This is a genomic window from Arthrobacter sp. NPDC080073 (genome assembly GCF_040686575.1).
Lineage (GTDB): Bacteria > Actinomycetota > Actinomycetes > Actinomycetales > Micrococcaceae > Arthrobacter.
The window spans coordinates 175,798-194,247 of record NZ_JBFBKR010000007.1 but is presented as its reverse complement, the minus strand read 5'-3'; the positions used below and the strand labels follow the sequence as shown (position 1 = coordinate 194,247).

Here is an 18,450-nt window from a genome sequence, read left to right as displayed (position 1 = left end):
GCCAGCGTAGTCAGGCCCCGGAACCCATCATCCAGCGTCCGGGCGACGCTGCGCACGAACGCATCATAAAGCGGGTCGCTGTCCACATTGATCTTCTCGACCTCCGTGGTGCCGTCCAGTGCCGTGAAGGTAGCCGTGCCGTCCGAATCAACGGACGCGAACCCTGCCTCACCGGCTGAGGTGAAGCTGCAGTAGCGCTTAAGCGGCGAGCCAGGGAATGCGTAGCCAACCTCCACAATGGCCTCCCGTCCCTCCGGTGTCGTGATGATGAGGCTGGCATGATCCTCGACAGCCTGGTTGTGAAGAACCGATGACAGCCGGGAGTCCACGTGTGCAGCGGACTCATTGCTGCCCCGGAGGAACAGATCAACAAAATGCGGTGCCAGGTTGGCCAGACAACCCCCGCCTGCCTTGACCGGGTCGAGCATCCAGGGGTTCGCATTGTCGAGATACCGGGATGGTGGGCCTGCGATAAACGAGGTCCGCTGATACGTTGGGCGGCCTGCCTTGGCAAGCCATTTGTCGGTGGGTCCGCCGCGCTGGACCAACGGGACGGTGGCAGGCACGCCAGCCGCCTCGGCGGCTTGACGCACTGCAGAAAGCTCTTCAAGGGAAGTGCCCAACGGCTTTTCCACGACGAATGGAATGCCGCGCTCGATCAGGGCGAGGCACTTTTCAGCCATTCCGTCATGGGGACCAAAAACATATGCAAGTCCGACGTCGGGGAGACCAACCAGCTTCTGCCAGTCGCCTTCAACCGGTGCCTCCCAGACCCTAGCCAGCTCCTGAACCTGCATGAGGGAAACATCGTCGTCGCCGACTCCGATGACCTCGTGCTCTTCCGCAATAGCCGGCGCGCAGAGCGGAACATGCCAATGGGAAGCTCCCAGAACGATTGTGCGTACATTAGTCAACCGCGATACCCCCTTGTATGAGATCGGTTGCTGAGATCGGTTGCAATAACACTATGGATGGTGGGAGAGTTTGTCAACGGAACCAAACACAACAAGGGCCGGGCCGCTCTAGGCGTTAGTGGCACCCGGCCGGAGAGAGGACAGCATGTATGACAAACTGCGCACCCTGCAAACAATCGACGAGTCGGGGGCGGTACTCATCGTCCGCCTTGAGAACGCAGAGCTTGCCGAAAATGTTGCGGAAGCCGCCATCGAAGGAGGGTTCCGGGCACTTGAGATCACGCTTTCAATTCCCGGCGCCGTAGAGGTGATCCGTCGGCTCGCCGCGAAGCATGGGCCCAGCGGCGTGGCAATCGGCGCCGGAACCGTGCTGGACGAGCACTCGGCGTACGAGTGCATCCGCGCCGGCGCCCGTTTCCTGGTCAGTCCGCAACTGAACCCCGCGATGATCCGTACCGCCAACCGGTACCAGATACCAACTATCAGCGGGGCCTACACCCCGACCGAGCTCGTTGAGTCCGCCGAGGCAGGCGCCGACATCCTCAAACTCTTCCCGACCGAGGCGGGCGGCGTCGCCTACGCGAAGGCCGTGCTCGCACCGCTGGCACATCTGCCCATCATGCCCGCAGGTGGCGTAACCCTCGACAATGTGGGCGAATGGTTCGCGGCAGGCGTGGCAAGCGTCGGCGTCGGCAGCTACGTGACGAAAGCATGGCAACCGGACGGCGACTTCTCCCGTGTCACCGGGGCAGCCAGGGCATTTCTATCGGCAGTGGCAGAGGCCCGAAAGTGACGACTCCCAAGGTCTTCATCGTCATCGGGCCTGCCGGATCCGGAAAGACGACCGTTGCCCAGCGAACAGCAAGAGAGCATGGGGCTGCGTACCTGGACAAGGATCGGGTCAGCGGCCGATTCGTCGAGTTCGCGCTGACCGTCACCGGGCACGATCCCACGGACCGCGAATCCAACGACTACTACCGCGACAACCTGCTGCCGCTGGAGTACGAAACTCTCATGGATGTGGCCGGGATAAATCTGCGCCTCGGCCGATCAGTGGTCCTTGACGCTCCCTTCGGGGCCTACTTCGGAGAGGCGGGCTACATAACCCGTGCGGCGGAGGACTTCCACTGGGCCCCGGCCGAGATAACCGTAATACGGGTCCGTGTTCCTCAAGACGTTCTCCGCGCCAGGCTCACCCGGCGGGGCCTGGAACGGGACCAATGGAAACTTTCGCATTGGGATGACTACTGGTCGGTGTACGGGAGTCTGGAGTGCGCCTGGTCCGGAGTGCGGTTCCTCGACTTCAATAACGAATCACCACTCCTTGCAGCGGGTGAAATCTAGACCGGCGCTTCCCGCATTGGCCTCGTTGTCCTCCCGGACGAACGCAGGCAACGCCAAGAAAATTAAACACAGCGACAAGAACGTTGACAGGCACTTTTACCGTCCGTATTCTTGTTGCAACCGATCTCAGCAATCGATCTCATCGCCGCGGCTCGCTGGAGACGCTGTTGTAAGGGCAGCCGCACGGATTATCAATTGCGCCGGGCTCCTCCCGGCATCCCCTCAATAAACTTCAAAGCATGGAGAGTTCAATGAAGACCTCACAACAAGCCTTCGGCAGTGCTGGCGCTTCGGGATTTGCGGAAGTGTCCGCCCGCCCGCGCCGCAATGTGAATATGGTGGCCGGAACGATCGGCCACTTCGTCGAGTGGTACGACTGGTACATCTACGGGCTGCTCGCAGCGGTGTTCTCAACCCAGATATTTCCAAGCGGTTCCTCGTTCGCCTCCCTCATCGCAGCACTGCTCACATATGCGGTCGGGTTTGTTGTGCGCCCGCTCAGCGGAGTCATCATCTCTCCGCTGGCCGACCGTTTCGGTCGGCGGCGTATCCTGACGCTGTCCATCTCCGGAATGGCGCTCGGTGCTCTAATCATCGGCCTCACACCCTCGTTTGCGACCATCGGCTATGCAGCTCCGATTCTTTTCCTGGTGGCACGCATCCTCCAGGGAATCTCGGCCGGCAGTGAAGCGCAGAGCGCCATCGCCTTCATGGTCGAACACGCTCCCGCGAACCGCAGGGGCCTGTTCGGTTCCTTTTCCAACACGGCGAGCGGTCTCGCGACTCTTGCGGCGACCGGCGCCGCGGCCATGGTGACATCAGTCTTTGCCCCGGCGGACCTTGCCGCCTGGGGTTGGCGCATCCCGTTCGTCGCGGGCGGCATCCTCGGCGTCGTCGGCCTCATCTTGAGGGCCCGCGCAGAAGAGACCCCCGAGTTCGAGGCAACCGCCCTCGTCGATCAAAAGTCCGCGGCGGCCCGCCTGATGGACCTGCTTCGCGAACACCCCAAGGCGCTGCTGCAGGCAGCAGCCCTCTCCGCCCCGGCCGTGGCCTACTACACCTGGGCCACCTTCCTCCCCACCTACGCCAAGCTGACCAGCGGCCGGGACCTTGCGTCCACGCTGACCGGGAACGTCATTGGGCTGGCTTTGCTCGTTGTGATCGTGCCGATCTGCGGTGCGCTGTCAGATCGCATCGGCCGACGTAAGATCTTTCCAATCGTCGGTGCCATTGGCATGATCGTGCTCTTCTACCCCCTCCTCCTCCTTTTGAACCAGCCAGGCTTTGGCGTCTACGTTCTGGTCTCGGCGTCAGGGTGGGTGGTTCTCGGGATCTGGCAGGCCGTCTACCCGACCATTCAGGCCGAGCTGTTTCCCGCCGCGGTACGGGTCTCCGGCATCGGGTTTGCACACCAGATCGTCATCGCCGTCTTCGGTGGCACCGCGCCACTGATCGCCGCTGCGTTCGTGGGCGCCGGACAGCCCATGCTTGTCGCGGTCTACATGATTGTCGTCGTCGCCCTGTGCCTCATCGTCTACTTCACTCTCCCGGAGACTGGCAGCCGGGCCGGCCGCGCCACCGTTGCGCTTGCTGACGCCGAGGTACTTGAAGGCGAGCACCTACTGGCGGCCCCATCGCCGGCAACCGAGGAAAAGCGCTCCCGCTAGGCCCGCTTAGTCCCAATAAATCCGTGGCGGCTCGATCGGGCAAAAAAGGGCATATCAGCCCGGGGCCCTTCGAGCCGCCCGGCGCATCCAGCGGACGATCCCTCTGAGTCAGACTCGAAATTCACATTTGAATTGGGACGTAACAGCCCTTTCCATAGGCGCAGAACTGAGAAGGAGCACTTTATGATTATTAATACATTTTCCTATCTATGGTCATCTACGGCAATTGATGCAATTGGCGAACTAGTCGAGAATGGCTATCGAACTTTTGAAGTTCCGGTGAGCTCTCCACATTGTTGGCCTGATGAATTATCGAACTCGGAGCGTTCTGCAATCCATGCAAGGCTCAACGACTACGGCGCAAGAATCCGGTCCCTGAATGCCGGCGGATATGACATCAATTTGGCCAGCCCCGGCGCCAACATGCGCCGCAAGAGCATCGAGCACATCAAGTCGGTGATCGACCTGGCTGCAGCTTGGGACGTCCGCGAGGTCGTAATATCCCCCGGCACACGACGCCCCATGATCTCTCCCTCACTCGAAAAGACCTACGGATGGATGTACGAGAGTCTGGAAAACCTCATTCCGCTTGCCAAACAGGCCGGCGCCAGGCTGCTTTTCGAAAATACCCCATACTGCTTCACCCCCACCATCCAGGACCTGGCGGGCATCGTAAATACTGTAAACGACGATTCAGTCAAGATCGTATACGACGTCGCCAATGCAGCATACATAGGTGAGGACCCCGTTGATAGCCTGCTCTCCAACCACGGATCCATTGGCCTTGTGCATATTTCCGACACCGGCATGGAAACCTGGGGCCATGAACCAATCGGCACCGGAGTGATCGACTGGAATGCATTGGGCAAGGCCGTCAAGGCAACCTGCGGCGTCAATAATGTTGTTCTTGAGATCATTCGCGAAGAGAACCCCGTGCACGAATTCAAAAAAGCAATGCGGGACCTCCAAGATCAAGGCTGGGAGCTAGAGAACTAATCCCTGACGGAAATCACCTGTCGAGATTTTCGGTTGATAACGATTCCTATGTGAATCCCTTCTAGTGTGGAGTGTGTGAAATGAGAGCTTTGGTCAGTGGTGGAAGTAGCGGCATAGGCGCGGCTGCATGCGTGAGACTCGCCGAGGCGGCTCTTGCCCGGGGCGTACACCCGATGATTGCAGTTTGTGGACAGGAATCGAACTCCAGCCAAGAGCAGGTGGTTCGTTCAATCCAATCAATGGGAGGCACCGCCATGGCATTGGAGGGGGACCTCGGGGATCCCGATGTGCCAAGTCAGCTTGTAGGAGCTGCGGTCGCCGAATTCGGCGGTCTGGATGCAATGGTCGCGAATGCGGGTATCGCAAACCCTGGCGCGATCTGCGACGTGTCACTTGAGGACTGGGACCACATGTTCTCCGTCAACCTCCGCGGCCCGTGGCTGCTCGCCAAAGCAAGCTACCCGCATTTGAGGGACAGCCACGGTGCCGCGTGCTTCACCTCTTCAATGTCTGGACAGCTGCCACACGCCGGATCAGGTGCCTACAGCCCCAGCAAGGCGGCACTGACCATGCTGGCCCAAACGCTCGCGTTGGAATGGGCACCTGACGGTATCAGGGTGAATGTGGTATCACCCGGTATGACTCATACAGGAATGACGGAAAAGATGTACGCCGATCCCCAAATCAAGAAAGCAAGGGAAGATATTATCCCGCTGGCAAGGATCGGGGACCCTCTGGATATTGCGAACGTCATCGAATTTCTGGTAGGCCCACTTTCGGGTTATGTCACCGGACAAGACATCTGTGTTGACGGTGGCTTCTCTAAGTCCATTCTTAGCCATATTCCCGGTCGCCCTAGCTCTAAATCCTGACGGCCGAGGACATCGCCAAGGCGCTCAACGGCATCCGGTCCAGGACCGTACTGACGGAGACGACCTGCCCGGTCAATTCTCGAGGCGCAGACCACCCCGGCAGTGGTCACCCAATCGCTGACCACCCGCGGTCCGCCAGCACGTTGGATTATTCCGTTCTGGCGACGACCGTCAGCATCCGTGGTTGCGATGGACATCGCCAATGCCGCTACTCAGAGGGCTTGGTGGATCCTGACGGGGACCAGAGCGGTGTGTCGATTGGGGAAAAGTCGGTGTCGAGTCCGTCGATGCGCCGCATTCGTTTGCCGTTGAGCGCTGCGAGGGTCTCTTCGGGAAGTGGCGTGGTGAACGCGTTTTCAACGTAAGTGTATTCGGCGGCAAGCCGACCTACCGGCGAGAGCGCGGCGGTATCGATGCGTCCGCGTTCCAGATACAGGTCGTCGCGTACGTGGAAGCGCGCTATCGCACCCCACACCACGTGTTCCGTCTCATTGACCGCGATGATCCTGTCTACCGTGCATTCATACGCGATAGGCGCCGTTGCAACGCGCGGCACGGAGATGACCTCGCATTCGGCCTTTTCCAGGCCAAGAAGCTCGAATTCGTCCTCTTCCGGTGCGAATTCGTAAGCGGAGCGGTGCACGGCGTCGGAGTTGGGCACGGTGGCCATGTTGACCACAAATTCCCCGGTGTCGCGGATATTCGTGAACGTGTCTTTGAGGGATACGCCGTCAGCGCGGGGCTGCAGGGAAATGGAGATCATGGGCGGGCGGCGGCCGACGCACGTAAAAAAGGAAATGGGGGCAATGTTCGCGATCCCTTCGGGGGATATGGTGCTGACCCAGGCGATGGGGCGCGGCAGGATCGATCCGATCAGCAGCTTGTAGGCGGCTTCTGCGGAGAGGGATTCAGTGGAGATGATCATCGTTAGCGGTCTTTCTTGATGTCGGCACAGTGCCGTCTGCCTGGCAGCGCAGCGTGCGCATGAATGTGAACAGCGGCAAGCCGTAAAGCGGCGGGCTCCAACGGAACCGGGCGCAACTGAAGCAGGAGAAATTCAAGACGCCTGGTGTGGCGTTAGTGGGATGCTGCGCGTTCCCGGTAGGCGCGAACGTTGGCCCGGTTTCCGCAGACCTTGACGTCATGCCAGACGGCGCTGTTGTTGTTGGAGCGGTCGTAGAAGACGACGTCACACGTATCGCTCTTGCATGACTTCATGCGCCGCAGGACGCCCTCGATTTGCCCTTGATGGCAGATGAGCAGCAGCGCCGTCTCGAAGTACTTCCAGCCCTCCCCGTCGGGACGGAGCCCGATACCTTCAGTGGATACCGTCAGCACCGGACGGTAGGTGAGGTTGTTCCGGCCGGCTCTGCTGGCGGTCTCGGAATGGGAATGACCGAAGAGGCCTTCAAACAATCGGTCCCTGAAGGCCGCCAGGGCCTTGCGGTCGTTCTCCGTCAACCGGGGCAGCGTCTTCGCCCAGCCCAACTCGTCGATGGAGATCCACTGTTCGGTCACCTGGTCGGCCCATTCCTGCGCGGAATCCAAAGTGGCGAGCAGGTCAGGGGGGGCTATCGTGCCCTCCGTGATGGTGTTGAGGAAGTCTTGAACGAGACCGAGGTTTCCGGGCGCGACGGAGAGCCCGTAGCGGGTTGTAGCGGGCCAAGCCATGTAGCGTCCGGTTCCCTCGGTCATGGTGAGATGGTTCTCCCTATTCTACTTGTCCGGCATCAGGTGCTTGGTGAACCATTGCAGGGCTGCGCCGGAGGTCGCTTCGAATTCTCCGAGGTAGGCATCAAAGTGTCCTCCGGGGAAGACGAGCAGTTCTTTGGGTTCGAGGGCACGCTGGTAAGCCTCCAGTGCCAGATCAGTGGGCGTTATCCGGTCGTTGTCTCCGACGATCATGAGAAGAGGCGTCGGTGAGACGCGTCCGATGAAAATCCCTGGCTCGTACGCTCGGGCCGCCCTCGTTGAGCGGACCGTGACGTTGTTCTCCCAGAGCCCATCGGGGATGGGCTGCAGGTAGAACGATACGGCTTCCGGATCCGTGTAGCTTGCCGGGACGGACCCGTCAGAGACCAGGGCAATACGGTGCGGTTCCTCCCCTGCCAGTTGTGCCCGGTCATCGGCCGCAAACGAGGCCTCCAAGGCTGCCAGTTTGTCCGGGTTCACCCGCCGGAGTCCTTGTTGATAGCCGCTGATGGTAGGGACCTGCGAGACGACTGCCTTCAGCCGGGGTTCGGTGGCGCCGAGGACGAGCGCGTGGCCCCCTGAGTAACTCGAGCCCCACAGGCCGATCCGTTCCGGATCGACTTCGGGCCGGGATTGGAGGTAGGTAATGGCTCTGCGCCAATCTTCGATCTGCTGCCAGGGGTTGATGTCCTGGCGGGGTGTTCCGCCGCTTTCTCCGAAGCCCCGGTGGTCGTGGAAGAGCACGACGAAACCCGCGCTGGCGAAGGCTTCAGCGTAAGGGAGGGCGCCCTGTTCCTTGACTCCTCCGTAACCCATCGACAGCGTCAGCGCCGGATGTGGGCTATCACCAGTCGTCGGGACGTAGAGGTTGCCCCGGAGCTCAACGTTCCCGTCGGCACGGAAGCCAACCTGCTCAATGGTGTAGTCGTCCTGTGTTTCAGTCATCGGCGCGGAAGTGTCCTGATTCGAGTTTGCCTTGAGTTCTGCGGTTCATTTCACCGGAGAACTCCAGGAGGGCAGCGAGGGGGCGGTGACTGATGGAGATGTGCTGGATCAGTCCTTCCTCGTTCCGGGTGAGAACCGTCACGCCGGAAAATTCGACTCCGGATGCGCCCGTCGCTTCCCATTCCACGTAAGTCCGGGGACCGTTCGTGGCTTCATGGGTGAACCGAAGGTCCTTGTAGTAGTTGCTGGCCGTCGACATCACGGTCTGCACGTCGGAGCGCCCTTTGACCGGGACCAAGAGGGCCGCCGCCTCGAGCACAACGTTATCTGCGAACGCTTCGCCGAAGCCTTCCTCGGATTTGGCTGCGAACGCCCCGGTCCAGCTTTCCTCAGTGACATCGTCTGTTTTGATGCTGTTTGTCTGGTTCATCGACTTTGACTCCTTTTCCTAAAGCTGTGCTTCGCGGTTCCATGTGAGGACGGCTCCCGCGAGTCGGTTCGCGACGCGATGTCGGACTCTCATGCCTTGACCCGGTCAAGAGAGCGGGCGAAGTGTCCCACGATCCGGGAAACCTCTTCGGGCTTCTCGAGATGTGGGAAGTGCCCGGCGTCGGCGATGCCGACCAACGGGGCGGTTGCGAAGCGCGGAAGCACCCCGGCGCCGATCACCTCTTCGGTGACGAAGGGATCGCCCACACCGCGTACGATCAGCGTGGGTCCGGCATACGCTGAGGGGATGGCCCCGGCGGCGTCACCGTTGTTCCAGGCATCGAACACCTGAGCGACCACGGTGGGGTGGATTGCTGTTCCGGAGGCGAGCAAGGTTTCAAGAGCATCCGGGGTGAGGGACACCGAGACGCCGAGTCGTGCCTGCCGTTGGGCGTCGGCGTCGCCTCCCAGGGAGCGGAAGGAGTTGGCGGCGTCCCCTGCGAGGTGGACGCCCCCGAGGGGGACGGGCGTGAGCAGCGCCAGTCCTGCTACCCTTCCAGGGCGGGCGGCGGCTGCGAGTTCGCTCACTTGGGCCCCCATGCTTTGCCCCACGAGGACGACGGGAGTGTCGGAGCGGTCGATCTCGGTGATCACCGACTCCGCGAGCCGCCGGAGCGTGAAGGGTCCTTCATCGTCCAGATGGGCGCCCGCGCCGGGCAGGTCAAGGGCAACGGCTTCGAAGTCCTCTCCGAGGAGGGACAAGACGTTCTCCCAGGCGGTCCGGTCATCGAGGAATCCGTGAACGAAGACGATCTTCGTCCGCGGCGCTTGGTTCTGGTCGTTGGACATGCGTAGTGACTCCTTTGTCATCAGCTGTGCAGTTATTGGGGTGTGGGAGGTGAAGGCTTTCCGGGAAATTGCTTGAAGCCTGGTTCTAACGGGTGTGGCTCAGAAGTCCTACTGCGCCGTACCAGACGGGCCCCGGATTCATGCGGAAGGGGTAACGGCGCATGATGGCGTTGTAGTACTCCTCCGGGCTGGATACCGTCGCGAGAAGCTGCTGCGCGTCCTTGAGGTAGGCACGCGTTTCTTCAATGCTTTCCGGGTTATCGGCGGCGCCTGGGGCTTTGTGGCCAGCGACGACGAACTTGGGTTTCAGCGCCGCAATGGTGTCAAGCGCCGCGAGCCATGAGGCAAATCCTTCTTCGGACGATTCGAGCACATATTGGTGGACGCCGTTGTAGACCGAATCCCCTGCTACAACGAGCCCGAGCGACGGAACCCACAGGGCGGTCGTGTCGTCGGTGTCGGTGTGACCGAGCTCAATCGGAACCAGCCGGTGCCCCTCAATTTCGAAGCCGCCGGTGGGAACCTCCACAGCAATCAGCGGTGACGCCGGGACAAGCCCCGGGAAGACTGCATCCCAGACCTTCTCCCGGCCCACGGTCGCTTCGTGCTCCATCCGGCCGAGGGTGCCCGGTGTTGCATACACCGTCACGCCGGGGAAGCTGGAAAGCAACTCTCCAGCCCCCAACCAGTGATCGCCATGAGCGTGGGTGATGTAGACGTACCGGAGCGTCTTGCCCGAGTCCTGGATCCAGTTCCGTACGCGCTCGACATGCCCGAAGGTATACGGGACGTCGACCAGTACGGCGTCATTTTCTCCGGAAATCAATGTGATCGACAGGGGTGAAGAGACTATCGCCTCGCCGCTGGGAAGTCGTTGGTCCCCGGCACGTGGAGTGCCGTCCAGCACCAAAACTTCATAGGAAAGAGTTGTCATTGGTTCTTCTTCCGTTCCCTATCAGGACACAACGTTGATGATGTAATAGTCGCACAGGTGATGCATATTACACAAGCCTTCGGGTTCGTCACAGGCATGAACAGGGCGGTTGCGTCTGCGGGCATCCAGCAGTTTGGCGGGACGCGAGCAGCATTTGATGTCTTACGTTCAACGAAGGCAAGGCCTATGGCGACGACGGAGTCCCAGCCGGTGTCAGTGCAATTCGTTCTTTCAGCCCGTCGCGCGGCTAGGGCTTCAACGGCAGCGACATCGCTAAGAATGGTTGTGGCCCACTCGAGGGAGGCCGCGAGGAAATGAACATGGCCGGATCGAACAAGCCCATGCGGTCTGGGGAAGACGAAGACCAACGGCGGAGGATCGGCGACGGCGGTCCGCGCCTTCGGTGAAGACTTCACTGGCCGAGTTGCCGCCAGAAGCATTCCATTCCGGCCTGGCGCTGAAACCTGGGGGCAGGTCATCTCCGGGGATGCCGGGAAGGCGAACTCTGGGGCAAACAGGACGTCCTGCCGTGCGGCGCGCCTGGCTCAGACGCCAGTGGTGAAGGCAAGTGACAGAGAGCGCCGGAGACTCACAGTAACAGCCGACGGACTGTATGAGCCTGCAGGCACAGGCAAGATGCCTCGACTCAGAGCCGCCGGTAGCCAGCCTGAATTGACCCTCCGCGCCCATGCAATCCCGGCCAGAATCCAGCCCAAAGCGTGCTTGTGAGCCGCTCAATTGCAGCTTCGCCGAGGCTGCCCCGAAGGAAAAGGCATCCGGCTGATTGGGCGTGCAGAGCGCCGTTGGCATCCCGACCGGGACCCACAGAATCGCATCTTTGCGCAGCAGGAAGAGCTATTCGGCGGCATCCCGGGTGAAACCGTGCCATTGGAACGGCGAGCCTCGCTTCGGATTCAATGATGCCCGGACTGCTTACTCGTCGTGTCCTTGGTCGCCGCTCATCTGGTCCTCTGCGGGTGGAGTCTCCCCCGGCGGCACGCCGCCCCCGGGCTCCAGCCCGGTGATGTTTCCCTCACGCGGATCCGGGTTGGCCGAGGCGGCGGGGTCCCGATCCTTGTCATCGACCCTGGCGTCTCCTGGCTCGTCCGTAGCGGCAGACGGATCACTACCAGATGCTCCAAACGTCCTCGGATCGTCTTCCGGGTCATACCTGGGCATGGTCGGTCCCTTTCGTCAGCACCCTGAGTATTTTTGGCCAGCTTAGTCCGAGCCCCCGGCTCCAACAAGCCGCCTTCTCGACTAACGGAAATCGCCGAAGGCGCTACTCCCCCACCCCTGGGTCAACGCACCACGCTACGGTGGCCGGCATCCAGGCGCTGGGTCCAACCACGGGAATCGAGATGTTCCAGCAACGGAACCGCGATCCGGCGTGTCGTGTCGAGCGCCTGACGTGCCTGACTCGTGGTGAATGGCTGCTCCAACCGGGCGAGAGAGCGCATCGCAAGCGCCGGTGCCGTGGGTAGCAGCACCACACCGTCACGCAACCGCAGCAAACGGCCAGTGCGTTCGGCAGCAGCCAGCTCCCTCGCGCCCAAGCCCAGCGCCGACAGCTCGTCGGCGTCCGGGGCATCGAATGGATGGGCACCCAGCCTGCGCTCCAACTCCGCAACCGCAGGCTCGATGGCACCCAGGTTGCCCGCGCTGCCAGGCAGCCTGAGGTGGCCACCATCCTGCTCCACGGCTGCCCCGCGGACAACGTGGGACAGCAGCTTCTCATCGGGCAACGCCAGCAGGTCCCGTGCCGCCCCCATGGAAAGGCCTTGGGAGAGAGGGTCGCGCTCCTGCAGAGACTGGACTGCGGTGCGCAGCCGGTGCTGCCATGCCTCCAGCACAGGACCGTGGACCCACCAGTCATCGAGAACCTTCACGCCGTCGGGCGCCTCCGCATCATGCCCGGACAGCAACCCGAGCCGGCGGAGATGTTCTACCTGCACCGCTCCGCGCGCTGCTACTTCACCGAGGACGTCCCCCGAGGGGTCCATGCCGGCAAGCCGCTCCGCCCAGTGGGCACCATCGCCGCGCCGCCGCAAGGCCGGAGGATCGGCATCAAGGATGCGTGCGCCGCCCAACACTGAGCGGCTCCCCGGGTCACGCAGCACCAGCCTGTCACCGACAACGAGCGGCAAGCGCCGATCAAGGACGAGCCGGGCGTGGTCGGCGCCGAAAGGACGCAGCCGGGCTGCCACGGACGCGGTGCCGACATGCACCATCAGTTGCTCCGGCACGTCCGTATACGCCACGCCAGTCGTCCGCTGGATGCCTACGACGCCCGTGGTGGGCCACGCATCGGGGGTAAGCAGGGCGTCCCCGCGCCGGATGTCCTGGGCGGAAACGTCACGCAGGTTCAACGCCACACGGCTGACGGGCCCCACCGAGGTGTAGGAGGTGTCGCGGCTTTGCAGGCCGCGGACGACGACGGGCCGGGAATCAACGTGGCCTGACAACTGCAGCCGGTCCCCGTGGACGATCGTTCCTGATCCCAACGTCCCGGTCACCACCGTTCCGGAGCCAAGGATGGTGAACGAGCGATCCACCCACAACCGGACCCGCCCAACCGTAGTGGGGTGAGGCACGTTGGCCAGGACGCCGTCGAGTGCGGCACGCAGCTCAGCCAGCCCGGTACCGTCGATGGCAGACACAGCGACTGCGGGGGCAGCCTCCAGGCCAGTCCCGGCCAGCTCTCTGCGGGTCCGGGCCAGCACGTCGGCGATCCGCTGCCCCGATGCCCGGTCCGTGCGGCTGAGCACCACGACGCCGTGTTCAATCGCCAATGCGGCGACAGCGTCCCGGTGGTCGCTTGACTGCGCCTGCCAGCCCTCATCAGCGGCGACGACGAAGCAGACCACGGGAGCGGGTCCAATTCCAGCCAGCATGTTGCCCAGGAAGCGTTCGTGGCCGGGGACGTCCACGAACGCAACATCCTGTCCGGACGGCAGCGTTGTCCAGGCATAACCCAGGTCAATGGTCAGCCCGCGGCGCCGTTCTTCCTCCCAACGGTCCGGCTCCATCCCGGTAAGGGCGCGGACAAGGGTGCTTTTGCCGGAATCGACATGTCCGGCCGTGGCAACGACGTGCACCGCTCAGCCCGTCCTGCCCGCGTCCGCAACCTCGAGGTTTGCCAGCGCACGCCGCACTGCCTCGAGAATCCGGTCGTCGTCCGCTACGGGCACGCACCGCAGATCGATCAGGCACGAGCCGTCGTGCACGCGCGGCAGCACGGCCGGGACGCCGGTACGCAGGTGACGCGCGAGTCCCTCAGGGAGCCGGAGCGCCCACCCCGGCAGGGGAACACCGGGGGCACCCCCGCCGCCTACCCTGCCGTCATGCGGTACGACGGGCACTCCGAGTGCTTGGGCGAGCCGGTCGGTACGGCGCCGCAACTCCCGGACGTCGGCATGCAGCGCCTGCACAACCGGCGTTGGTCCGCCTGCAACGGTCGCCTCGAGGGCAGCGAGGGCTAGCTTGTCAGCCCGGACGGCACGGGCAAGCGGGTGGCGGGCCAACCGCGTGATGATCTCCTTGCGGCCAAGCAGCAAACCTGCCTGGGGGCCGCCCAGCAGTTTGTCACCGCTGGCAATAACGACGTCGGCCCCGCTCGCCAAAGCTGAGGCAACATCAGGTTCATCAGGGAGGTATGGGTCCGGTGCCAGCAGACCACTGCCCAGGTCGGCCACGAGTGGCACCCCGTTTGCGTGTGTCAGCGGGCTCAGTTCGTGGAGCGGCACAGCGGAGGTGAATCCATCCACCCGGAAGTTGCTCGGGTGGACCTTCAGTACGCAGCCCGTATCCGTCCCGAGAGCTTCGGCGTAGTCATGCAGGTGCGTCCGATTGGTGGTACCCACCTCGCGAAGCCTTGCGCCTGTTGACTCCATCAAATCCGTCAACCTGAAGCCGGCACCGATCTCAACGAGTTCGCCGCGGCTCACCACCACCTCCCGGCCGGAAGAGAGCGCTGTAGTGGCCAATACCAGCGCCGCAGCTCCGTTGTTGACCACCAGGACGTCTTCGGCGGCAGGACAGGCTGCGAGCAGTGCTGCCCGGACCCCGGCTCCCCGGCGGGAACGGCTTCCGTCCGCCAGGTCCAGCTCCACGTCCACGTAGCCGCTGGCGGCGACAACAGCTTCGACTGCCCCGGCAGAAAGGGGGGCCCGCCCGAGGTTCGTATGGACAATGACGCCGGTTGCGTTCAGGACCGGGCGCATGGTTCCTGCCTTGCGCGTAGCGATCGCTGACAGCAGGGCTGGTTCCACTTGGCCGGGAGGGAGCTCACCTCGCCGGGCCCGCTCTTGGATTTCCCGGACGAGTTCGCGGATCACACGCTCATGAAGGCGACCCCGGGCCTCACGGACGGGCTGCAATGCCAGCAGGTCATTCGTGCGGGGAATCAGGCGCCGGGGATCGACGTCGTCCACAGCCTTCCTCCTTTGGCGGCATATATGCCGAACATTGGCGGTGGCGGACGGGAATCGAACCCGCCAGGCCGAGATGCTCAGCCGCACCGGTTTTGAAGACCGGGGGGCCCACCAGGACCCGGACGCCACCGCGCCCCAATATAGCAGGTTGCCTTCCAGGGGTACGCTAGGCGGGTGAAGACGTCAGTCCAGCAACTAGATGATGGTGCCGGCGCAATCCGGCTCACCGACTATGCCCACGGCGGGGGCTGCGCCTGCAAGATTCCGCCCGGCGAACTCGAAGACGCCGTCCGCGGGCTGATCGGTCAACCGGGCGCGGAGGTGCTGGTCGGTCTTGACAGTGGCGACGACGCGGCAGCGGTCCTGGTGCGCGACGACCTCGCGGTCCTTACCACTGCGGACTTCTTCACTCCGGTCGTCAATGATGCGTTCGACTGGGGCCGCATCGCCGCCGCCAATGCCCTCTCGGACATCTACGCGATGGGCGGCCGGCCGGTCACGGCGATCAATCTCGTCGGCTGGCCCCGCGGTGTCCTGCCACTGGAGCTGATGACCGAAGTCCTCAGCGGCGGCCTGAGTGTGGCGTCGGAGGCGGCCTGCCCTGTGCTTGGTGGCCACTCCATCGACGATCCGGAGCCCAAGTACGGCATGGCGGTCACGGGCGTCGCGCACCCCGACCGGTTGCTGCGCAACGACGCCGCCAAGCCGGGCTTGCCCATCACGCTCACCAAGCCGATCGGCGTCGGGCTTCTCAACAACCGGCACAAAACGACCGGTGAGGTGTTCGCTGAGGCGATAGAGACAATGGCGAGCCTCAATCGCGACGCGTCCGAAGCGGCAGTGGCCGCTGGGGTCCGGGCAGCGACTGACGTCACAGGTTTTGGCCTGCTTGGCCATCTTTACAAGATGGTCCGGGCATCGGAAGTGGGCGCAGTGATCGATCTGAAGGCGGTACCGCTGATTGACGGAGCCCGCGAGGCGCTCCGCGACGGCTTTGTCTCCGGCGGGACGCGGCGCAACCTCGACTGGGTGCGCCCGCACCTGGCGACCGCGCCGGGCATCACCGAAGACGACCTGCTGCTTCTGGCCGATGCCCAGACCTCCGGCGGCCTGCTGGTGGTCGGCGAGCTGCCCGGCCACCCTGTAATCGGCCACACCACTACCGGCCGGGGCATCGAGATCCGCTGACCCCCGGCGGGCCAGTCAGCTGCTGGTAGTGATCGCGTCGCCGGTCACGCCGGCCGCACGACGGGCCGCGAGCCGGTTCTTCTGCGGTTCGATTGTGTACCGCGGGTTCTTGGCGGAGGCAAGTCCCGCCTCGAACACGCCGAACCGGGTCAGTGCCGAAGCGGCCAGCAAAGCCACCCCTGAAGCCGCAGCTGCGACGCGGTTGCGGCCGCCCAGGAGCGCGCCCAAACCGCCGGCCACTGCCAGCCGCTCGCTCCATTTCAGCATGGTGCCTGCCTTGCCCTGATGCAGGGGCTCGGCCGCCACCGGGTCCATCCGGCGTTCCATGACCTTCATGGCAAGCACATCGCCCACGACGCCGAGCACTGCCAGGTTCCGTGCAGGACCGGTCTCCCGTACTGGTGTAGTGACCATGGCGAGCCCGGCAGAAGCGAGGCATGCGGAACTCACGAAGACAAAAGGCAGTTCCTCGTGCGCGGCGTTCCATGTGGGTGTGGCGGTGTCGCCAAGCAGCACCGCAGTGTATGCCGCCAATGGTCCGGCAAATAGCGCAGCCTCAACGCCCGCCGGTCCTTCGACAGCGTGCAGCACCTTGCGCAAGGGACCCAGCGGCAGCCGTGCCCCGCTCATCCGGTCGATTTCCGCCACCGCCGAGACGCCCGCGCCGACGCTGAAAGCGCTGAGGATCCACGAGCCCACGCTCATCGGCGAGGTCACCTTGAAGGTCCGCAGCATATGCAGAAAACGCTCCGGGCGGCCCAGGTCCTTCACGAGCGCAACGGCACCGGCACCCGCCGCTGCCAGGGCGCCCAGCCGGGCATTCCGGCGCAGGGTCGGCCGGCCGGTCAGCTGCCCGCCGAGGCCAAGCAGTGCCGAACCGGCGGCCACGCCGCCCAGAAACAGGTAGATGGCAACGTCGTCACCCCACGGCGCCGGCTTGACCACGGGACGGCCGTAGTATGAGGTGAATTCCGGCTCCGGGACCATGGGTATTTCGCGGGAGCCATCGCTGTTGTCCCGGCGGCGGCGCGTGCCGGGCTTGCCGTCCTGCCGGGGACGGCGGGCTGGCTCGGCTGGCCTGAAGCTGTCGAATTCCGAAAGAGTCACGCCCGTCCTCCTAGGAAAGCCACTGCAGCTGCTGCTGCCATACCCGCTACGGCCATGCCTGCCCGCCGGTACATCCGGGGCAGATCGGCCGTGGGCACGCGCGGGTCCGGCGGGAGCCCATACACCTCAGGCTCATCGAGCAGCAGGAAGACCGATCCGGTTCCGCCGACGCCGTCGTTTTCATTCGCACCGTAGAGCCTCGCTTCCGTCAGGCCCTGTGCGTGCAGGTCTGCGACCCTTTCCCGGGCCGTCTCCACCATGTCGTCGTGATTACCGAACTTGATGGACGTCGTCGGGCATGCCTTAGCGCAAGCGGGCGTCTCATCGGCCACGAGCCGGTCGTAGCAGAGCGTGCACTTCTGGGCTATGCCGACGCTGGGGACAGCGGGATGACTGTCGTGCTGCTCGGCCCTCTGAGTCGCAACTGCGACCCTGCCGTCGCTGCGGCGCTCGATCACGCCGAACGGGCATCCGGCCACACAGGTACCGCAGCCGTTGCAGACGTCGTCCTGGACCACCACCGTGCCGAATTCGGTGCGGAAGAGCGCTCCGGTGGGGCAGACGTCAAGGCATCCGGCGTGCGTGCAATGCTTGCACACATCCGAGGACATCAACCACCGGAAGTCTGCCGTATCGGGCGGCGTGGTGTCGGCCCCCGCGAGGTCGGTGGCAGCCGGCGCTGCGGGGGCGGGAGGACCGATGCGGGGCATGCCCAGGTTAACCAGGGCCCGCCCTGATTCCCGCGCCTCGGCAATGCGGTCCTGACCCTGCTCGATGAATGCGACATGCCGCCAGGTGTTGGCCCCTAGCGCTCCGGTGTTGTCGTAGGAGGACCCCAGTAACTCCAGGTTTCCGTCCTGCGGATTGTGGTTCCACTCCTTGCAGGCGACTTCGCAGGCCTTGCAACCGATGCAGATGGACGTGTCTGTGAAGAACCCCTTGCGCGGATGGCTGTGCTCCCAGTGGGCATCGGCGGTGGGATCGGTCGGTCCGGACAACTGTCCCATCTAGTCCTCCAACATTGTGTCGATACCCGGAACACTGCCGTTAGGCAGCTGCAGTCCGGACGGGGCAATACGT

18 protein-coding genes and 1 tRNA gene are annotated in these 18,450 nt (G+C 63.5%); 6 read left to right on the top strand and 13 right to left on the bottom strand.

Annotated elements, in window-relative coordinates:
- Positions 1-914: Gfo/Idh/MocA family oxidoreductase (locus AB0O52_RS11000; protein WP_364537439.1), on the bottom strand; the 914-nt coding region annotated here is incomplete at its 3' end.
- A 145-nt stretch (positions 915-1,059) separates the two neighbouring features.
- Here AB0O52_RS11000 and eda point away from each other — a divergent pair.
- The 5 genes from eda to AB0O52_RS10975 all read left to right on the top strand — a co-directional run bounded on the left by eda (position 1,060) and on the right by AB0O52_RS10975 (position 5,793).
- On the top strand, positions 1,060-1,707 hold the full coding sequence (gene eda / locus AB0O52_RS10995) for a bifunctional 4-hydroxy-2-oxoglutarate aldolase/2-dehydro-3-deoxy-phosphogluconate aldolase (protein WP_364537437.1): 648 nt from the start codon (positions 1,060-1,062) through the stop codon (positions 1,705-1,707).
- Complete coding sequence (locus tag AB0O52_RS10990) at positions 1,704-2,258, top strand: ATP-binding protein (RefSeq protein WP_364537436.1); 555 nt, start codon at positions 1,704-1,706, stop codon at positions 2,256-2,258. Before eda ends, AB0O52_RS10990 begins: the two co-directional genes overlap by 4 nt.
- 251 nt (positions 2,259-2,509) lie before the next feature.
- A complete protein-coding gene (locus AB0O52_RS10985) occupies positions 2,510-3,925 on the top strand; it encodes an MFS transporter (RefSeq protein ID WP_364537435.1) in 1,416 nt (471 codons plus the stop codon).
- Between the two features lie 183 nt (positions 3,926-4,108).
- The gene (locus AB0O52_RS10980; protein ID WP_364537434.1) at positions 4,109-4,921 is read left to right on the top strand and encodes a sugar phosphate isomerase/epimerase family protein; all 813 of its coding nucleotides are present in this window, start codon (positions 4,109-4,111) and stop codon (positions 4,919-4,921) included.
- 80 nt (positions 4,922-5,001) lie between these two features.
- Positions 5,002-5,793: an SDR family oxidoreductase gene (locus AB0O52_RS10975; RefSeq protein WP_364537433.1), complete on the top strand. Its 792-nt coding sequence runs from the start codon at positions 5,002-5,004 to the stop codon at positions 5,791-5,793.
- 208 nt (positions 5,794-6,001) lie between these two features.
- Here the strand turns inward: AB0O52_RS10975 and AB0O52_RS10970 are convergent, their stop codons facing one another.
- From AB0O52_RS10970 to AB0O52_RS10925, 10 genes are all read right to left on the bottom strand, one after another.
- Complete coding sequence (locus AB0O52_RS10970) at positions 6,002-6,718, bottom strand: flavin reductase family protein (RefSeq protein WP_364537432.1); 717 nt, start codon at positions 6,716-6,718, stop codon at positions 6,002-6,004.
- A 152-nt stretch (positions 6,719-6,870) separates the two neighbouring features.
- Positions 6,871-7,488 carry a CGNR zinc finger domain-containing protein gene (locus AB0O52_RS10965; protein ID WP_364537431.1) on the bottom strand — a complete coding sequence of 206 codons (618 nt, stop codon included), beginning with the start codon at positions 7,486-7,488 and terminating at the stop codon, positions 6,871-6,873.
- Positions 7,489-7,509: 21 nt separating this feature from the next.
- Positions 7,510-8,430, bottom strand: coding sequence for an alpha/beta hydrolase (locus tag AB0O52_RS10960; protein ID WP_364537430.1), 921 nt, complete (start codon positions 8,428-8,430; stop codon positions 7,510-7,512).
- The gene (locus AB0O52_RS10955) at positions 8,423-8,860 is read right to left on the bottom strand and encodes a nuclear transport factor 2 family protein (RefSeq protein ID WP_364537429.1); all 438 of its coding nucleotides are present in this window, start codon (positions 8,858-8,860) and stop codon (positions 8,423-8,425) included. Before AB0O52_RS10955 ends, AB0O52_RS10960 begins: the two co-directional genes overlap by 8 nt.
- Before the next feature lie 89 nt (positions 8,861-8,949).
- Positions 8,950-9,708, bottom strand: a complete 759-nt coding sequence (locus tag AB0O52_RS10950; RefSeq protein WP_364537427.1) for an alpha/beta hydrolase — start codon at positions 9,706-9,708, stop codon at positions 8,950-8,952.
- 85 nt (positions 9,709-9,793) lie between these two features.
- Positions 9,794-10,642: an MBL fold metallo-hydrolase gene (locus AB0O52_RS10945; RefSeq protein ID WP_364537425.1), complete on the bottom strand. Its 849-nt coding sequence runs from the start codon at positions 10,640-10,642 to the stop codon at positions 9,794-9,796.
- Positions 10,643-11,575: 933 nt separating this feature from the next.
- Complete coding sequence (locus AB0O52_RS10940; RefSeq protein ID WP_364537423.1) at positions 11,576-11,821, bottom strand: DUF6480 family protein; 246 nt, start codon at positions 11,819-11,821, stop codon at positions 11,576-11,578.
- Between the two features lie 122 nt (positions 11,822-11,943).
- Positions 11,944-13,740, bottom strand: coding sequence for a selenocysteine-specific translation elongation factor (gene selB, locus AB0O52_RS10935; protein WP_364537421.1), 1,797 nt, complete (start codon positions 13,738-13,740; stop codon positions 11,944-11,946).
- 3 nt (positions 13,741-13,743) lie between these two features.
- A complete protein-coding gene (selA, locus tag AB0O52_RS10930; RefSeq protein ID WP_364537419.1) occupies positions 13,744-15,075 on the bottom strand; it encodes an L-seryl-tRNA(Sec) selenium transferase in 1,332 nt (443 codons plus the stop codon).
- A gap of 35 nt (positions 15,076-15,110) precedes the next feature.
- Positions 15,111-15,205, bottom strand: a tRNA-Sec gene (locus AB0O52_RS10925).
- A gap of 44 nt (positions 15,206-15,249) precedes the next feature.
- Here AB0O52_RS10925 and selD point away from each other — a divergent pair.
- On the top strand, positions 15,250-16,263 hold the full coding sequence (gene selD / locus AB0O52_RS10920) for a selenide, water dikinase SelD (protein WP_364537417.1): 1,014 nt from the start codon (positions 15,250-15,252) through the stop codon (positions 16,261-16,263).
- Positions 16,264-16,278: 15 nt separating this feature from the next.
- Here the strand turns inward: selD and nrfD are convergent, their stop codons facing one another.
- Together nrfD and AB0O52_RS10910 are read right to left on the bottom strand one after the other, a co-directional pair.
- On the bottom strand, positions 16,279-17,370 hold the full coding sequence (gene nrfD, locus AB0O52_RS10915) for an NrfD/PsrC family molybdoenzyme membrane anchor subunit (protein WP_364537415.1): 1,092 nt from the start codon (positions 17,368-17,370) through the stop codon (positions 16,279-16,281).
- Positions 17,367-18,377 carry a 4Fe-4S dicluster domain-containing protein gene (locus AB0O52_RS10910; RefSeq protein WP_364537413.1) on the bottom strand — a complete coding sequence of 337 codons (1,011 nt, stop codon included), beginning with the start codon at positions 18,375-18,377 and terminating at the stop codon, positions 17,367-17,369. Before AB0O52_RS10910 ends, nrfD begins: the two co-directional genes overlap by 4 nt.
- Positions 18,378-18,450 lie beyond the last annotated feature (73 nt).

Excerpts from the sequence above, each read along its gene's own strand:
- eda (WP_364537437.1), top strand. The coding sequence starts at position 1,060 with ATGTATGACAAACTGCGCACCCTGCAAACAATCGACGAGTCGGGGGCG.
- AB0O52_RS10985 (WP_364537435.1), top strand. The coding sequence starts at position 2,510 with ATGAAGACCTCACAACAAGCCTTCGGCAGTGCTGGCGCTTCGGGATTT.
- AB0O52_RS10980 (WP_364537434.1), top strand. The coding sequence starts at position 4,109 with ATGATTATTAATACATTTTCCTATCTATGGTCATCTACGGCAATTGAT.
- AB0O52_RS10975 (WP_364537433.1), top strand. The coding sequence starts at position 5,002 with ATGAGAGCTTTGGTCAGTGGTGGAAGTAGCGGCATAGGCGCGGCTGCA.
- AB0O52_RS10970 (WP_364537432.1), bottom strand. The coding sequence starts at position 6,718 with ATGATCATCTCCACTGAATCCCTCTCCGCAGAAGCCGCCTACAAGCTG.
- AB0O52_RS10965 (WP_364537431.1), bottom strand. The coding sequence starts at position 7,488 with ATGACCGAGGGAACCGGACGCTACATGGCTTGGCCCGCTACAACCCGC.
- AB0O52_RS10960 (WP_364537430.1), bottom strand. The coding sequence starts at position 8,430 with ATGACTGAAACACAGGACGACTACACCATTGAGCAGGTTGGCTTCCGT.
- AB0O52_RS10955 (WP_364537429.1), bottom strand. The coding sequence starts at position 8,860 with ATGAACCAGACAAACAGCATCAAAACAGACGATGTCACTGAGGAAAGC.
- AB0O52_RS10950 (WP_364537427.1), bottom strand. The coding sequence starts at position 9,708 with ATGTCCAACGACCAGAACCAAGCGCCGCGGACGAAGATCGTCTTCGTT.
- AB0O52_RS10945 (WP_364537425.1), bottom strand. The coding sequence starts at position 10,642 with ATGACAACTCTTTCCTATGAAGTTTTGGTGCTGGACGGCACTCCACGT.
- AB0O52_RS10940 (WP_364537423.1), bottom strand. The coding sequence starts at position 11,821 with ATGCCCAGGTATGACCCGGAAGACGATCCGAGGACGTTTGGAGCATCT.
- AB0O52_RS10910 (WP_364537413.1), bottom strand. The coding sequence starts at position 18,377 with ATGGGACAGTTGTCCGGACCGACCGATCCCACCGCCGATGCCCACTGG.